Raw genomic sequence first — 16393 nt, 5'->3', positions numbered from 1 at the left:
ACGTCGCCGGCCCCGCTTCGATCCAGCCCCAGGGCCGGAAGTTTGCTTCAAAATGAGGCCTGAAAGTCTGATGGCCGGTCCGCGGTTTTGGTGGCTCCGTGTTTTCCTGCCGCACTAAGTCAATCGCATGCTGAAGCTCAGCACACGAGTAGGCAGTACTCTACTTTTTGGGGCCGGGGCTACGCGTTTCCGGACGTCCTTACACAGGGTCCCGGACGCATGGCGTCCGTACGCAGGCCTAGTTCGGAAGGGCCGAAGCCAGTTCGTCGCGGCTCCGCACGCCGAGTTTGACGTACGTGCGGTAGAGGTGGCCCTCCACAGTACGCACGGACACCATGAGTCTTTGTGCGATCTCCCGGTCGGTGAGACCTTTCACGGCGAGCTCTACGATGTCCTGTTCCCGGCGGGTGAGGTGCACGCTGGGTGCTGCGGCGATGAAGTGGCCTTCCCGGAACCGCTCGCCCAGTTCGTGGTCGCACTTCTCCCGCAGGGCCACCGCCTGACGGGCCCGCCGGCGCTCACCGGAGCTCTCAAGGACGGTGCTCGACCGCGCGTAGGCTTCCCGCGCAAGGTTAACGAATCCCGCGCCTTCAAGCATGGCTGCCGTTTCCATGATGGAATCGGCGTCCTCGGACTCCCAATGCCCCGCCAGCGTGAGCATTGCCGCGGCCCAGCGGCCTTCCACGCTCCCCGCCAGTGAGTGGACCAACGGGATCACGGAATGGTCGCCCAGGTCCCAGCAGAGAGCCAAGAGTTCCAGGAGTGTCCCGGCCCGTGTGGTCACCTCGGGTGTGGTGGCCAGTGTGTGGAGGCGCGCCAGGCCTTTTCCGTCATGCGCCACATACTCCGATGCCGCTGCCGCGTACGCCCTCGCAAGGAGTCCGTAGCCGGGGGAACCCTGCGGTGAATCCTTGTAATCCAGCTCAAGCCGGCCGGCCTGGGCGGCGTCGCCGAGCCTCGCCGCTACATAAAACGCCAGCCCGGAACCAAACCGGAACATCTGCAGCGGATCGTTGAGCCTCAGGGTCTCCACCGCCGGCAACAGCGTTTGATAGGCGCGTTCCATCCGCCCCTGCCGCAGGAGCGAGTAGCCACGGAGCACCTCGAGGCTGCCGCCGAAATAGGCGACACCCCGCGGCTGCCCGGCAGCATAGTTCGCCGACTCCCGTTCCGCCGAGTCCCACTCCCCCATGGCCAGGTAATCTGCCACCAGGCGGCCAAGGACAAATTCGTTGAAGAAGAACACGCCACCCTGCAGTGAGGGAAGTTCCGAGACTGCCCGCAATGCGGCATCCAGCCCCTGGACGGCCCGTCCGGCCGGGGCGAGCGAATGGGCCAGCAGCGCCAGGCCCACCGCACGCAGGGCGTCGTCCGTGGCATCGCCGGCGCGGCTGCTCCGAAGGTCCTGGACCTCGGCCTCCAAGGCCTGGTGGTTGCCTGCTTCGCAAAGTTCCAGCAGGCGAAGCAAGCGCTCCTGCCAGGGCCCGGCCGGCGCGCCGGCGGTCTCTTGGGAATCCGGCGGCACAGCATCCGGGCCAGCCGTCATGACGCCTGCGCCCTGAAGCGCATCACGGGAATCGGCCGCGAATACTGACAGCGGCGTTCCCAGAGCCTGGTGTGCCATGGCCCTGAGCATCAGGACCGGAACAGCCCAGGCACCGTTCCCCAGCTGCAGCCAGCATCCGTCCAGGAGCTTGGCCGCACCCGCAAAGTCGCCTTCATTGAATAAGGCGCGTCCCTGGACGGCCTGTGCCTGCGGCACGAGGTCCGGGTCCACGACCTTCGCCGCCATCATCCGGCTGCTCCGGTTCCGGGAGTGGACCAAGGCAGTGCCGGCCGCCTCAAGCAGCTCGGGATCGGATATTTTCAATCCACATTCAAGGGCCCATTCCACGGCCCTCATCCTGCCTTCAGACCCTTCGGGAGCGGTTCCCAGCTGATCCCGGATCTTTTCAAGCAGCTGCAGGCTCCGGGACACCGAGATACTTGTGCGGAGCGCCTCGCCGAACACGGAGTTCCAGATCCGGAGATCGGCTGGAATGCCGGAACTTTCCACCATCATCTGCTGGTCCAGCAGCGTGCGCACTACTTCAGCGCCAAAAATATCCTCGATCACCTTCCGGCTCACGGGTCCTGCGAGGGCGACAAGTTTCAGGACTTCCTGCTCTTCCGGGCTGCGGCGGAGCATGTCCTTCACCACCACCTCGGCGAGCCTGGGTCCGTCGGCAGGCAACGGGCCCAGCAGCATCCAGATCCCGTTACGCTTTGCGAGTTCGCCCCGCTCTGCGGCATCATGCAGCAAGGCATCAAGAATCCGCGGATTTCCGCCAGACGCGCTCCAGATTGTGTCAATGGTTCCGGAGGGGATTGTTCCATCAAGTGCGTGGGAGAGGACTTCCTCGACCTGCTCCCGGTTCATGGGTCGGAGATCCACACGGTCAGCCAGTCCGTCATACCAGAGCTGAGCGAGCGGCTGGGGCAGCCCGGGCCGCGGCCTGCCGGCAGCAAGCACTGTGGCCCAGCCAGCGGAGATCATGTCGGCCACGATGCTGGCCGTTGCCTCGTCCAGGTGATGGGCGTCATCCATCATCAGAAGCAACGGGGTATCCTTGCCGGCTTTCAGCTTCTCAAAGTACCTCCACACGGACCGCAGCACAGCCACCGAAGACACGGAGTCTTCGGCCGTCAGCTCCGCCGTGTAGGGCGCCAAAACTCCAAAGGGAACGCCGGACAGCGACGAACTTCCATGGATCTGAACAATGATCATCTCCTGGGAAAGCCGCTCGGTGATGGCCTCGGTCAGCGTTGACTTCCCGATGCCCGGGCCCGCCATGAGGAACACGGCCTGGCTCGTGCGGCTGCGAATGATGTTGCAGATCCGGTCCAGCGGCTCACGCCGGCCCGTGAGCAGTCGATATTGCGTTCCCTGTTTGGCAGCGTGGCCGTTAGACGAGTCCAGTCAGATCACCCCTGGATGTAACTCCGAGCTTGGTAAAGACCTGGTAAAGGTGGCCTTCCACAGTGCGCACGGACACGCCCATCTCCACGGCGATATCGCGGTTGGACGCGCCCCGGCCGGCCAGCCGCGCGATCTGCCTCTCCCTGGCAGTCAGTAGAGGGCTGCCGCTGCTCGGCACGATCGGCAGGCTTGCCACGGTGGCTGCGAGGATGTCCAGTCGGGCCTGTGCATTCCTGGCGGAAACCGAGTCACCGGCCTGCCGGGCGTAGTCAACGGCCAGCGCCATGCACCGGGCCTCAACGGCATCCAGTTCCAGGGTGGCCGCCAGTTCCCCGCCGGCAAGCAACGTTTTGGCGTCGTGGGTGCGGCTGCCCACGGCGACAAGACGCGAAATTTCCGCCAAGGGGCCCTGGCGTTGCCCGGCCACTTGTTCCATCAGCCGGAAGTCCGCTTCCGTGCCGTTGACCGTGGCTCCGAGCAGGCTGATCCCGGCCAGGGTGAACCTGCCTGCCGCGATGTCACGGCGGGCTGACTGCTTGAGGCGGGTGGCTGCGTCATTGTCCCCCAGCCATCGGGCGGCCATATCAGCGCAGAATTCAATGCGGCTCCGGGTGGCATGGTCAGCGGCACCTGCCGTCCGCTGCAGCCGGTCAAGATACTGCCGGGACTGCCCGGCATTGCCGATCTGCGCATACGCGAAGGCGATGGCGGCGTAGGCGGCGCGGAGCAGGTTCTGGACGGGCCGCAGTTCCAGCTGTGCAGCGGCCGAGAGCAGCGAATCAAGGGCAACGGCGCCGCGGCCCGAGTACACATAGGCGATGCCGGCCGCTAGCTCCGCGGCGGCGCTCCGGTAAGGGAGCCGGTGGAACTCGCGCGCGGAAGGCGGATCCAGGAGGTCGATGCACCGGCGCCATTGCCCTGCCATCAGGAGCACGTTGTACGCCCGGCCGGCGAACCTCTCGCGCAGCCCCACGATCTCGGCGGCGTCCGAGATCTGCCCGCCCAGCTGCCTCATCAGGCTCAGGGCGTCCATTTCCCGCCCGGCCATGGACAGGGCGCTCATGAGGATCACCGCTGAGTTCATCCTGAACCAGGTGTCCGGATTCTGCCCGGGGTCGGCAGCGGCTTCCAGTGCCGGCAAGGCGGAGGCGTAGTCCCCCACAAAAGCCTGGTACTCGAATTCGCTGAGGCTGATCCGGTTGGCCGCAGCAGCCAGCGGCTCCGGCCAGCCCTTCGCAATTCCTGGCTCCACGCCCAGCCGCTCCCGTGCCGTCTGCAGCAGCGCCGGCACCCGGGCGGTGTGTTCGGGGAGCCAGACCATGACCCGAGATTTGGCCTCGACCACCCGGGCGAACTCCTCAACGTCCAGGTTGTCCAGCTGCGGCTGGGAAATATCGTCCAGTGCTGCCATGGCCTGCACCGGGAGGTCCATGAGCAGGTACGCTGCGGCTTTCTGCCGCTGGGCAGGCACCCATTGAGGGTCATTCCGCTTCAGCGTGTCGGCATACTTGAGGGCAAAATGGGGGTCAAAGAGCTGCACTGCGGCTTCGGCGGCGGCAAGCGCCATGGCCGGACTCAGCTCGGCCTCGCATTCCTGGGTCCAGGCGCCGAACGCCATCAGTTCTTCCATCGTCATCGTGGCAGGGTCAGGTTCCTTGCCGCCCAGGAGCAGGCTCCGCAGTTCCCTTCGCCGAGTGATGCTGAGCCAGGAGCGGACAACGTCGCCGAGGTACTTTTCACGCAGTGAAACCCATCGGTTGTCCGAGGAATCGATCTCCAGCAGGCCCGAATCTTCCATGTCCGCCACCACGCCGGCACCGTACACTTTGGTCAGCCTGGACAGTTCCACGCTGCGGGCGCACGAGAGCATCTCGATGACGTCCCGTTCCTCCGGAGACTTCCGGGTCCACTGGGACCGGACGATGTCGTCGAGGCTGGCCGCGCCGTCGAGCACCACCTTGTCCCGAAGAGTCCAGACGGAGTCCGACAGAACCAGGTTCCCCGAATGCTGCTGCTCGGTTACAAGCGCTTTCAGGAGCAGGGGGTTGCCGCCAACCATGGTGTGGAAAGTGCTGACCAGGGAGGCCGAAACGCGGTGGCCCAGCAGGGAAAGCAGCACCTGGCGGGTCTGCAGCTCATTGAGGTTGTCCAGCCTGACCTCGGTGAGCCGGCGGTCGTTGAGGAGCCAGTGGAAGTCGGCGGGTAGATCACTGACCATGGGCGCCACGGCCACCATGCGGGCGGTCCCGGTCAGGAGGATGTTGAGCAGGACGCCGGCGCTCATATCATCAATGCTGCCGGCGGTGTCCAGGGTGATGACACACTGGCGCCCCGCGGCATCGCTTTTGATGAGGGACGTAATGCCACGGAGGATGGCTGTGGGCGACCCCATGTACGCCTGGGGAAGACGCGCCAGCAGGAAAGCCAGGCAGCCGTAGGGTGTTGTGCCGGACGACGGTCCGCTGCGCAGCTGCAACGTCCAGATATCCGGGCCAAGCTCGGCGACGGCTGTCCTGGCCAAGGATGACTTACCTACACCGCGTCCGCCGGTGATGACGACTCCCAGGGAGTCGAGGCTGGTCAGGGCGGCGCGGACCGCTTCGAGGTTGGCACTCCGTGCGGGCACGGACCATCGCTGCGGCTCTGACACGCCTGCAGTGTCGGTGCGCAGCTCAAGGTCGTTGAGCGGTGACCCACGTCCCCAGCTGAGTGGCTCGATTGACATGAACTTGTCCCCTACATCCCACTAAAGCGGGATAAGCCCCATCGCTCCCCCGCTTAGGAAGAAGACTACCCCTTGGCACACGCAGGTAAACAGGGACAGGCGGTTTTAAGTTTTATTCCTGAACGTCTGACCTGACCGGATGGAACTTCTGCTGGGCCGCAGTCAGCCCTTCCCTGACCAGCATCTCCACGGCATCAGCCGCCTCATCGAGCAGGAACGGAAGGTCCTTGCGCTCTGCAGTGCCAAAATCGCGCAGGACATAGTCTGCAGTGTCCATCCGCCCTGGAGGGCGCCCCACGCCTACCCGTACCCGGAGGTAATCCTTGGTGGCCAGCGCCTTGGACATGTCCCTGAGGCCGTTGTGGCCGCCCTCACCGCCGCCGCATTTCAGCTTTATGGTGTTAAACGGAATATCAATCTCATCGTGCACCGCGACAACATGGTCAGGGTCAATGCCGTAAAAATTTGCCAGGCCGGACACCGGGCCGCCGGAAACATTCATGTAGCTCATCGGCTTGGACAGCACCACCCGGGGACCGCCGATCCCCAGCCGTCCTTCGAGCACCTGGGCGCGTGCCTTGTGGGTTTTGAACTTGCCACCCATCCGGCCCGCGAGTTCGTCCAGGACCATCTGGCCGACATTGTGCCGGTTGCCCTTGTATTCGGCCCCGGGGTTTCCGAGGCCAACGATCAGCCAGGTGTCAGTCATTATTCAATCCTAAGGTGGTCCGGACATGGCAGTGGCCGGACCCCCGACAGGGCCCGGCCACATATCAAACTGTGCCGTTATTACTCGCCGGCGACTGCGGCTGCGGAGTCAGCCTGTGCCTCTTCCTCAGAGACCTCAGTGGCCTCGGAGATGTGGACAACCAGGGCGTCGGCGTCGGCCAGCAGGACCGAACCCTTCGGCAGGACCAGGTCGGAAGCGTGGATGTGCTGTCCGGCGGAGCGGCCTTCGATGTCGACCTCGATGGCGGTGGGCAGGTGGGTTGCCTCAGCCTCAAGGGAGATGACGGTGAGTTCCTGGTTGAAGACGCTGCCCGGAGCCAGTTCGCCAACGATGTGAACCGGGATGTCCACGGTGACTTTTTCGCCCTTGATGACGGTCAGCAGGTCGATGTGCTCGATGATCTGCTTGATCGGGTCGCGCTGGACGTCCTTGACCAGGGCCAGGTGCTCTTCGCCGTTGACGTCCAGGGACAGCAGGGCGTTGGCTTTGCGGACTGCAAGCGTGGTGGCCTTGGCCGGAAGCGTGATGTGGATCGGCTCGGCGCCGTGGCCGTAGATGACGGCGGGGATCAGGTCGGCCATGCGCGCGCGGCGGGCGAAGCCCTTGCCGAATTCGGTGCGTACTTCTGCTGCGAGCTTCTGCTCAGACATGTGTATCTCCTCGGAAGACTAAAAGGTGTTCAGCAAGGGCGGAGGTCTGTTACGACCTTCAACGCCGGGCGGCCGTGAGGCCGCCCTTCCAGAAGGGAGATTCAGACCCAGTCGATAACGGAGACCTGCAGTCCGGTTTCCCGGATGCTCTCCCTCGCCAAGGTATCGTGAAAAAGCTTACCAGCGCCGGGCCAAATTACTGAAAACGGCGGTCTCCACCAGCCCCCTGCTGGAATCAGGCGTTGCCGTCGAACAGGCTGGTGACCGAACCGTCGTCGAACACTTCGCGGATGGCGCGGGCGATCAGCGGTGCGATGGATAGCACCGTCAGCTGCGGGAACTGCTGATTCGCGGTGAGGGGCAACGTGTTGGTGACCACCACTTCGCGGGCGCCGGATTCGGACAGCCGCTGGGCCGCGGGCTCGGAGAACACAGCGTGCGTCGCGGCGATGATGACGTCCTTCGCCCCGGCGTTCTTCAGGACCTGGACCGCTCCGGAAATGGTGCCGCCGGTGTCGATCATGTCATCGATCAGGACGCAGGTCCGGCCCTCGATCTGGCCCACGACAGTCTTGGAGACGGCCTGGTTGGGAACGGTAAGGTCACGGCTCTTGTGCACAAACGCCAGCGGCGCTCCGCCCAGGCGTTCGGCCCACTGCTCCGCGACGCGCACGCGGCCCGTGTCCGGCGACACCACGGTGACGTTGTCGGCGGCGACGCGGGTACGGATGTAATCGGCCAGGAGCGGGATGGCCATGAGGTGGTCCACAGGCCCGTCGAAGAAACCCTGGATCTGCGAGGTGTGCAGGTCAACGCTCATGATGCGGTCAGCGCCGGCGGTCTTGTACAGGTCCGCCACCAGGCGGGCGGAAATAGGCTCGCGTCCACGACCCTTCTTGTCCTGCCGCGCATACGGGTAGAACGGGGACACCACGGTGATGCGCTTGGCGGAGGCCCGCTTCAGCGAATCGATCATGATCAGCTGTTCCATGAGGTGGTTGTTCAGCGGAGCCGGGTGGGCCTGGATGACGAACGCGTCGGTTCCCCGGACGCTTTCGCCCGCGCGGACGTAAATCTCCCCGTTGGCGAAGTCGTAGGCATCCACGGGCAGCAGCTCGGTACCCAGCTCCTTGGCGATTTCCCGCGCCAGCTCGGGGTGCGCCCGCCCAGCGGCAAGTACCAGCTTCTTCTCGCCGCGTGCCGTAATTTCGCTCATTATCGCTGGTCCTCTTCTGTCGATGCTGGGGTATGTGAGGAATCTGAGGCGGCGGCCTGAGCCAGTTCCGCCGAGCGTGAGCCGGGGCGGTTGGCCACAACCCAGCCCTCGTCGTTGCGCTGCGCTGCAACGGACACGACGAGCGCCCCTGCCGGGACGTCCTTGCGGATCACCGCGCCGGCGCCGCTGTAGGCACCGTCCCCCACGGTGACCGGTGCAACAAAGACTGTGTTGGAACCTGTGCGGACGCCCGAGCCGATCACCGTGCGGTGCTTCTTCTCGCCGTCGTAATTGGCCGTGATGTTGCCGCAGCCAATGTTGGTGTCCTCGCCGATTTCGGCGTCGCCTGCGTAGCCGAGGTGGGAAAGTTTGGAGCCGCGGCCAATCGTGACGTTCTTGGTTTCGTAGAACGCACCGATCTTGCCGGTGTCGCCGAGCACTGTGCCGGGACGCAGGTAGGTGAAAGGGCCGACGGCGGCGTCCGCACCGATCACGGCGCCGGAACCGTGCGTGCGGGTCACCTTGGCGCCCTCGCCGATGCGGACATCGGTCAGGGTGGAGTCGGGGCCGACGACGGCGTCCCTCGCCACGGTGGTGGCACCGTGCAGCTGCGTGTTGGGCAGGATGCGGACGTCCTCGTCCAGGGTGACAGTGGAATCGATCCAGGTGGTGGCGGGGTCAACTACGGTGACCCCGGCGCGCATCCAGGCTTCAACGGTGCGGCGGTTCAGTTCCGCGCTGAGGGCGGAGAGCTGCACGCGGTCGTTGGCGCCCTCCACCTGCCAGCGGTCCTCGGTGACGACGGCGGCCACCCGACCGCCCGACTGCCGCGCGAGGCCCAGCACGTCGGTGAGGTACTTTTCGCCCTGCGAGTTATCAGTGGTGATGTGGACCAGCGCGTCACGGAGGACGTCGGCGTCGAAGGCGTAGATCCCGGAATTGACCTCGCGGATCAGTCGTTCGATTTCCGTTGCGTCCTTGTGCTCGCGGATGCCGGTCACGGAGCTGTCATCGCCGCGGAGAATGCGTCCGTAGCCCGTGGCGTCGTCCAGCAGCGCGGTGAGCACGGTAACGGCATTGGCTTCGCGCTCATGTGTGGCCACCAGGTCCGCCAACAGGCTGCCGGTCAGGAGCGGAACATCGCCGTAAGTGACCACGACGGTGCCTGCAAGTTTTTCCTGGGCGTCCAGTGCCTGCACGGCCACCTCAACGGCGCGGCCGGTGCCGGGGACGTCGTCCTGGTCCACGATCAGGGCTTCGGGGTCCAGCTGGTTCAGGTGGCGGGCAACCAGATCCCGCTCGTGGCGGACCACGAGGGCCAGACGTCCGGGGTTAATGCTGCGGGCTGCCAGCAGGGCGTGGCCCACCATGGACCGGCCGCCGATTTCGTGCAGGATCTTCGGGGTACGGGATTTCATCCGGGTACCGGCGCCTGCTGCCAGAACAATGACGGCGGCTGGGCCGGTATTCTCGGGGATCACGTACGGGTTCTCCTTGCTTGGTTGCGCGTTGCGCTGGGCGCGGTGCCTGTCCGGCCAAAATTCACGGCGGGGCACCGAGTTCATCCTACTGGACGGTCTTCGCACAGCAGTTCCGCCCATAGGATTCGAACCTATACTCCACGGCTCCAAAGGCCGGGGTGCTGCCATTACACCAGGGCGGACCATGCCACAGGCGCAAAGGCCAAGGCACAAGTATTTATTTTGCCATGGCTTCAGGGCAGCCCGCGACATTGGCAGGAATCACGGCAGCCAGGCCAGTGCACCGCCACCGGTTCCAACTGTTTCAGCAGCGCTAGGGCATGATGGAAATGTGAGCAACAACCCACCCCGGACACGGATGACAGGCGTACAGCGGCGCGGCCAGCTGGTAGACGTCGGCCGTGGCCTTTTTGCCGCTCGCGGGCTCGACGGGACCACCATTGAGGAAATCGCGGCCTGCGCCGGCGTTTCCAAGCCCGTGATCTACGAACATTTCGGCTCCAAGGAGGGCTTGTACACGCAGGTGGTGGACTTCGAGTTCCACATCCTGCTGGACTCGATCACCGCTGCCCTGACCGAAGAGGGCAAACCGCGTGTCCTGGTGGAACGCGCCGCCCTGGCCCTCCTCACCTACATCGAGGACCGGGCGGAGGGCTTCCGGATCCTCATGCGCGACGCACCGCCATCGCAGCCCGAAGGCGCTTTCTCCACTCTGCTGTCCCAGGTCACCGCCCGCGTGGAACACATCCTGTCCGACGAATTCCACCGCCGCGGCTTCAGCGCCCAGGACGGCGCGATGTACGCCCAGATGCTCGTAGGCATGGTGGCCATGACCGGCCAATGGTGGCAGGACAGCCGCCAGCCCGACAAACAAACCGTCGCCGCCCACCTGGTCAACCTCGCCTGGAACGGCCTCACCGGCCTCCAAAAAGACCCCGAGCTCCGCACCGAAGATTCAGCGCGAACGGACACTTAAGCCCCTGCGCGAGCGAAGTGTCCCGGGGTTGCGTGCGCTCGTGGTCACCTACGCGGCGCAGGAGCCCTTCGCCGTCGCTTAGCGCGTTGGTCCCTTCCCAACACTCGCAAGCTCGCGTCGGGGCCCTCGGGACGACGCTTCGAGCCATAGGGGCCCAACGGTCGCTGAGCGACCTTGTGTGCCCGATGGCCCGCGATGCGCGACTACGCGAAGGTCCCCCGCCCCGCTATTGCCGAAAGTTCCGGTCGGCGATCTCCGCCGACCGCAGTTGCCGACGGGTTGCCCGCTGTTCCACGGCACAGTGGTGACTCCCCTCGTGAGCGACCGTCACCAACGCGGAGGGGCTTAAGTGTCCCCTCGCGCCAAGGCGGAGGGGCTTAAGTGTCCCCTCGCGCCAAGGCGGAGGGGCTTAAGTGTCCCCTCGCGCTGGAAGCCGGGCTCACGTTCGCCGGAGGCGGTCCTTCCGCAAGGAGCGCATCGCAGGGCATCGGGACGCGGAGGTCGCCCAGCGACCGGAGCGTCCCCTTTGCCCTGCGTCTAAGCGACGCGGAAGGGCCGGCTCCGGCACCCAACCCAACCCAAGTAGCGCCGGGCTACTCGCCGAGGACTTCCAGGGCTTCCATCCATTCGAGTTCCAGGGCTTCGCGGTCGGTGGCGAGGTCCTTGAGTTTTTTGTTCTGGTCGGCGAGGGCGTCGAAGTCGGATGCTGCGGTGCTCTTGACCATTTGGTCGTGAATCTTCTTTTCCTGCTGCTCCAGTTTGCCCAGCTGGCGCTCGATCCGGTTTTTGGCCTTCCGGGCGTCGCGCTTTTCGGCTTCGGAGGAACCGGAGGCAGCGGGTGCGGAGCTGCCGCTCGGACCGGTGACGGGGTTGCCGCCGCCGGTGATCGTGGAGCCGGCCAGGGCGGATTCGCGGAGTTCCAGATACTGGTCCACGCCGCGCGGCAGGGCGCGGATCTTGCCGTCACCAAGCAGCGCCATCTGGTGGTCCGTCACGCGTTCCAGCAGGTAACGGTCGTGGCTGACCACAACGAGCGTGCCAGGCCAGCCGTCAAGGACGTCTTCGACGGCGGCGAGGGTGTCGGTGTCGAGGTCGTTGGTGGGCTCATCGAGCATCAGCACGTTCGGCTCCCCCACCAGCAGGCGCAGGAGCTGGAGGCGCCGGCGCTCACCACCGGACAGATCCCTGACCGGGGTCCACTGCTTTTCGTTGGTGAAGCCGAGCTGCTCCACGAGCTGGCCCGCCGTGAATTCCTTGCCGCCCACGTTAAAGGACCGCTTTTCGCGCTCGATGACTTCGATCACGCGCAGGTCCGAGACGTCGTCGAGCTCTTTGACCTCCTGGGTCAGCACGGCGGTGACCACCGTCTTGCCGCGCTTGACCTTGCCGGATGACGGCTCAATCTCGCCGTTGAGGAGTTTCAGCAGGGTGGTCTTGCCGGCGCCGTTGACGCCCACGAGGCCAAGCCGCTCACCGGGGGCAAGCCGCAGCGTGATGTTGTCGAAGAGTTTCTGTCCGGGGTCGCCGCCGAGGAAGTCCAGTGAGACGTTCTCAAGGTCCAGGACGTCCTTGCCGAGCCGGGCGGTGGCCATCTTGCTCAGGGCTGTGGAGTCACGCGGCTCGGGGACGTCGGCAATGAGGGCGTTGGCGGCCTCGATGCGGAATTTCGGCTTGGCCGTGCGGGCCGGAGCGCCGCGGCGCAGCCAGGCGAGCTCCTTTTTCACGAGCATCTGACGCTTGCCTTCCATAACATTCGCCGCGCGGTCACGCTCGGCACGGGCCAGCACGTAGGCCGCGTAGCCGCCGTCGAACGGGTCCATGATGCCGTCGTGGATTTCCCAGGTCTTGGTGCAGACTTCGTCCAGGAACCAGCGGTCGTGGGTGACCACCAGGAAGGCGCCCTGGTTGGCCCGCCACCGGGTCTTCAGGTGCCGGGACAGCCAGGCGACTCCTTCGACATCGAGGTGGTTGGTCGGTTCGTCGAGCATGATGACGTCATGGTCCTCGATCAGCAGCTTGGCCAGCGCCACCCGCCGCTTCTGGCCGCCGGAGAGGGCGTGGACGTTCGCATGCCAGTCGACGTCGGACACCAGGCCGCCCATGACTTCGCGGATCTGGGGGTTGCGGGCCCATTCATAGTCGGCCTGGTCGCCGACGATCGCAGCGCCGACTGTGAGGTCGCCGTCGAGCACGTCGCTCTGGTCCAGGTAGCCGATGTTGACTTCGCTGCGCTTGGTCACCCGGCCCGAGTCCGGGGTGGAGCGCATGGCCAGCAGGCGCATCAGCGTGGACTTGCCGTCGCCGTTCCGGCCCACCATGCCGATCCTGTCACCTTCCTCGAGTCCGAGGGTGATGCCGTCCAGGACGGTGCGCGTTGCGTACGAAACCGTAAGGTTTTCGCCGCCAAGAAGGTGTGCCAAGAGGGACTGCTTTCTGCTGCTCAGTAAGGAAGGGGACTCTTAAAGGAGAGTATCGGAGATGATGCGCGCCCCATGCACGGGCCCGTGGACAGGGAATGCCGTCAGCCCATAGTGCCGCAGGTCCTCCGCCAGGTTTTCGGCTGCGGCGGGATTGTGGGTCAACAGCGCCACGGTGGGTCCGGAACCGGATACGATTCCGGCCAGGGCGCCGAGCGCTTCACCTCGTCCCAGCGTATCGCGGAGCGCGGGGGAAAGTTCAATGGAAGCCCGCTGCAGATCGTTCACCAGGACCCGGCTCAGGGCATCGGCGTCCCCGCTCCGCAGCGCCTGCAGGATCTTGGGATCCACGGCCGTGGGCTCGGCAACGTCCAGTCCTTCTGCCTCCCGGAGCCGGTCCAGGGCGCGGAAGACCTCGGGGGTGGGCAGCCCATAGTCCGCCGCCACGAGGACCCAGTCCGTTTGGGCCTTGGCCAGTGCCGGCGAAAGGTCGTCGCCAACGCCAAGCCCGACGGCGGTTCCGCCGAGGAGGGAGAAAGGAACGTCGGCACCCAATTCGGCGGCCAGATGGGCCAACTCATCCCGCGACAGCCCGCTGTTCCAGAGCGCGTCACAGGCCAGCAGGGTGGCTGCGGCATCGGCCGAGCCGCCGCCCATGCCCCCGGCCACGGGGACCCGCTTGGTGATTTCAAGGTGCACGCCGGTCGAATGCTCGGAGACATCGGCCATGATGGCTGCGGCCTTGTAGGCCAGGTTCTTCTCGTCCAGCGGAATATCCACGCCGTCCAGGTCCAGGGTGCTGTCAGGACTGATGCTGACGGTGATCCCCGGCATCTCCGTGCTGGTGGCAGCCACTTCCTCATAGAGGGAAACGGCCAGGTACACGCTGGCAACTGAGTGGTAGCCGTCAGCGCGCAAGGGCCCCACGTCCAGGGAAACATTGACCTTGCCGGGCGCCTTCACACGGACCGTCCGTGCGGGAAACTTCCCGGCGGCTGCCTTCACGACCCGGCCTCGCGGGCTTCGGCAATCCGGGCGAAGGCGTGGATGTCGATGACTTCGCCCCGGGCCGATGGAGCCACTCCTGCGGCGATGAGGCAGCGCTCGGCCTCGGCTGCGCCGCCCGCCCAGCCGGCCAGGGCGGCCCTCAGCGTCTTCCGGCGCTGGGCGAAGGCGGCGTCGATCACGGCGAACACCTGCTCACGGGTGGCGGTTGTTTCAGGCGGTTCCCGCCGGGTGAAGGCCACGAGCCCGGATTGGATCTTCGGCGCAGGCCAGAAGACGTTCATGCCGATCACCCCGGCCTTGCGCATGCTGCTGTACCAGGCCGCCTTGACCGAGGGCACCCCGTAGATTTTTGATCCTGGCCCCGCGGCCAGCCGGTCAGCCACCTCGTCCTGGACCATCACCAGACCGTGCTGCAGGCTGGGGAAATGCTGGAGCAGGTGCAGGACCACCGGCACCGCCACGTTGTAGGGCAGGTTCGCCACAATGGCGGTGGGCTCAACGGGAAGCGATGTGACCTTCATGGCGTCCGCCTGGACCAGGTGGAAAGCGCCCGCCGCGTCCGGCCGCCATGCTTTCACGGTTTCCGGCAGCTTTGCCGCCAGGACCGGATCAATTTCGACGGCGACCACCGTCTGCGCGGCATCCAGCAGGCCCAGCGTGAGGGAACCAAGGCCCGGCCCGACTTCCAGCACCGTCTCGGTTGGCCCGATGTTGGCAACGGAGACGATCCGGCGGATGGTGTTGCCATCGATGACGAAGTTCTGTCCCAGTGTCTTGGTGGGCCGGATACCGATTTCTTCCGCCAGCCGGCGTATGTCGGAAGCACCGAAGAGGGGTGCGGGCGCGGCGGCAGTCGGTTCAGTCACCTAGGCATCCTATCCCGGCCGCGGTGACGGGCCATCCGCTTTCCGCGCGGATCATGCGTGTTTCGCGGTGTATGTTTCCGCTTAACGGCAGCGGCCGGCCCCGGGACAATCCGGGGCCGGCCGCTGTCATCTGCTTGCCTGGCGGCTGTGGTCAGCTGCCGCCAGCGCAGGTGCTCATTGGTGCCTAGCTCGTAGCGGCCCAGCCACAGCCCCACGGCTGCAGGCCACGCTGTGCGTACACGCGGTTGGCGATGTCGATCTGCTGTGCCTTGGTGGCGAGGCTGGCGTTAGGGGCGTAGGCGCCGCCGCCGGAGCCGATCCAGGTCCGGATGTCGAACTGGAGGCCGCCGTAGTAGCCGTTGCCCGAGTTGATGGACCAGTTTCCGGTGGACTCACACTGGGCGATCTTGTCCCACATGGCCTCGTTCATCATGGCCGGGGCCGAGGCGCCGGTGTTCATTCCGGCGGCGGCTGCGGGCTTTGCCTTGGTGCCTACCGTGACCTTTTCTGTCACGGGCTGGACGGAAACAGTTTCGGAGACCAGCGTCCGCGAGGCTTCACGGCCGTCAACCATCACCAGCTTGAAGCTCTTATCCACCTTGCCGGCCACGCCGGCCTGGGTGACCTCTTTCTCGCCCTTGAGAAGCTCAGCGCTCTCAGTGGTCATGCTGTCGAAAGCAACATCTTCAGTAGTGGCCGCGGTCTGGCTGGTATCCACCCGGGAGACCTTAACCACCATGTTGTTGACCACGTGCGCGTTGCCCGGCTGGGAAGTACGGTCGTCGACGCCGAGGGTGATGCCGGCGTCCTCCAGCACCTGGGCGACGGTCCCCGCGGTGGTGGTGGCCGTGGAGGCCTTGCCGTCGGCAACGATACTGACTGTCTTGGGCGTGGAGATGGAGACAAACGATCCGGCCACGGCGAGCTGGGCGTCCTTCGGGACGGAAACGGAGGAGGAGCTGGCCACTCCCAGTTCGGTGACGAGGCCCGCAACATCCGGCGCCGTGGTGTTGATGGTCTTTTCGGAACCGTCCAGGCTGACCTTCACGGCCTTGGCCATGTTGACGTTGATCACGGTGCCGTTCTCCACTTTGGCGTCCGCCGAGGGCGAGACGCGGTCAGCCGGCTTCAGTTCTACGTTGGCGCTTTTTACGACCTGGCCCACGGTGCCGCCGAAGGACTGGACCGAAGTCACTTTTCCGTCGACGTTGAGGGTAACGGTTTTGTTATTTCCGACGAAGGCCACGAGCCCCAACACCAGTGCACACAGCACCACCAGTTGGGTGCCCACCTTGATAAAACTGAACTTACCGTCCGTTGTGAAGAGCTTGACCACGATTGCCCGTAACTTTAGATCCATCCGGG

At 65.3% G+C, this 16393-nt stretch carries 11 protein-coding genes and 1 tRNA gene; 1 reads left to right on the top strand and 11 read right to left on the bottom strand.

Translation table 11 applies throughout. The annotated features are described in order from the left end of the window. Positions 1–238 precede the first annotated feature (238 nt). From NG698_RS01065 to NG698_RS01035, 7 genes are all read right to left on the bottom strand, one after another. A complete protein-coding gene (locus NG698_RS01065) occupies positions 239–2911 on the bottom strand; it encodes a LuxR C-terminal-related transcriptional regulator (RefSeq protein ID WP_374210070.1) in 2673 nt (890 codons plus the stop codon). A gap of 34 nt (positions 2912–2945) precedes the next feature. Further along, entirely contained in the window at positions 2946–5684 is a 2739-nt protein-coding gene (locus tag NG698_RS01060) for a LuxR family transcriptional regulator (RefSeq protein ID WP_252607829.1), read from the bottom strand. Positions 5685–5796: 112 nt separating this feature from the next. Next, the gene (gene pth / locus NG698_RS01055) at positions 5797–6393 is read right to left on the bottom strand and encodes an aminoacyl-tRNA hydrolase (protein WP_252607828.1); all 597 of its coding nucleotides are present in this window, start codon (positions 6391–6393) and stop codon (positions 5797–5799) included. A gap of 80 nt (positions 6394–6473) precedes the next feature. Then, a complete protein-coding gene (locus NG698_RS01050) occupies positions 6474–7064 on the bottom strand; it encodes a 50S ribosomal protein L25/general stress protein Ctc (protein WP_252607827.1) in 591 nt (196 codons plus the stop codon). A gap of 235 nt (positions 7065–7299) precedes the next feature. Then, positions 7300–8280: a ribose-phosphate diphosphokinase gene (locus NG698_RS01045; RefSeq protein WP_056348072.1), complete on the bottom strand. Its 981-nt coding sequence runs from the start codon at positions 8278–8280 to the stop codon at positions 7300–7302. Further along, positions 8280–9761: a bifunctional UDP-N-acetylglucosamine diphosphorylase/glucosamine-1-phosphate N-acetyltransferase GlmU gene (glmU, locus tag NG698_RS01040; protein ID WP_252607826.1), complete on the bottom strand. Its 1482-nt coding sequence runs from the start codon at positions 9759–9761 to the stop codon at positions 8280–8282. The genes NG698_RS01045 and glmU overlap by 1 nt, the downstream gene beginning before the upstream one ends. A gap of 110 nt (positions 9762–9871) precedes the next feature. Further along, positions 9872–9943 (bottom strand) — tRNA-Gln (locus NG698_RS01035). Between the two features lie 149 nt (positions 9944–10092). Here NG698_RS01035 and NG698_RS01030 point away from each other — a divergent pair. Further along, entirely contained in the window at positions 10093–10737 is a 645-nt protein-coding gene (locus NG698_RS01030; protein ID WP_252601047.1) for a TetR/AcrR family transcriptional regulator, read from the top strand. A 593-nt stretch (positions 10738–11330) separates the two neighbouring features. Here the strand turns inward: NG698_RS01030 and NG698_RS01025 are convergent. From NG698_RS01025 to NG698_RS01010, 4 genes are all read right to left on the bottom strand, one after another. Next, positions 11331–13157, bottom strand: coding sequence for an ABC-F family ATP-binding cassette domain-containing protein (locus tag NG698_RS01025; RefSeq protein ID WP_058929621.1), 1827 nt, complete (start codon positions 13155–13157; stop codon positions 11331–11333). 39 nt (positions 13158–13196) lie between these two features. After that, a complete protein-coding gene (locus NG698_RS01020; RefSeq protein ID WP_252601045.1) occupies positions 13197–14159 on the bottom strand; it encodes a 4-(cytidine 5'-diphospho)-2-C-methyl-D-erythritol kinase in 963 nt (320 codons plus the stop codon). Continuing rightward, positions 14156–15028: a 16S rRNA (adenine(1518)-N(6)/adenine(1519)-N(6))-dimethyltransferase RsmA gene (rsmA, locus tag NG698_RS01015; protein ID WP_252607825.1), complete on the bottom strand. Its 873-nt coding sequence runs from the start codon at positions 15026–15028 to the stop codon at positions 14156–14158. Before rsmA ends, NG698_RS01020 begins: the two co-directional genes overlap by 4 nt. A 184-nt stretch (positions 15029–15212) precedes the next feature. Continuing rightward, positions 15213–16364: a resuscitation-promoting factor gene (locus NG698_RS01010; RefSeq protein ID WP_252607824.1), complete on the bottom strand. Its 1152-nt coding sequence runs from the start codon at positions 16362–16364 to the stop codon at positions 15213–15215. Positions 16365–16393: the final 29 nt, after the last annotated feature.

The sequence above is a fragment of the Pseudarthrobacter raffinosi genome (assembly GCF_023913735.1).
GTDB classification, from domain to species: domain Bacteria; phylum Actinomycetota; class Actinomycetes; order Actinomycetales; family Micrococcaceae; genus Arthrobacter; species Arthrobacter raffinosi.
Note: the sequence above shows the minus strand (reverse complement) of the source record. Positions and strands in the feature narration are given on the sequence as shown.

What these genes read in the sequence shown, in the direction of transcription:
- NG698_RS01045 (WP_056348072.1), bottom strand. Translation starts at nt 8,280, where the DNA reads ATGAGCGAAATTACGGCACGCGGCGAGAAGAAGCTGGTACTTGCCGCT.
- pth (WP_252607828.1), bottom strand. Translation starts at nt 6,393, where the DNA reads ATGACTGACACCTGGCTGATCGTTGGCCTCGGAAACCCCGGGGCCGAA.
- NG698_RS01060 (WP_252607829.1), bottom strand. Translation starts at nt 5,684, where the DNA reads ATGTCAATCGAGCCACTCAGCTGGGGACGTGGGTCACCGCTCAACGAC.
- NG698_RS01050 (WP_252607827.1), bottom strand. Translation starts at nt 7,064, where the DNA reads ATGTCTGAGCAGAAGCTCGCAGCAGAAGTACGCACCGAATTCGGCAAG.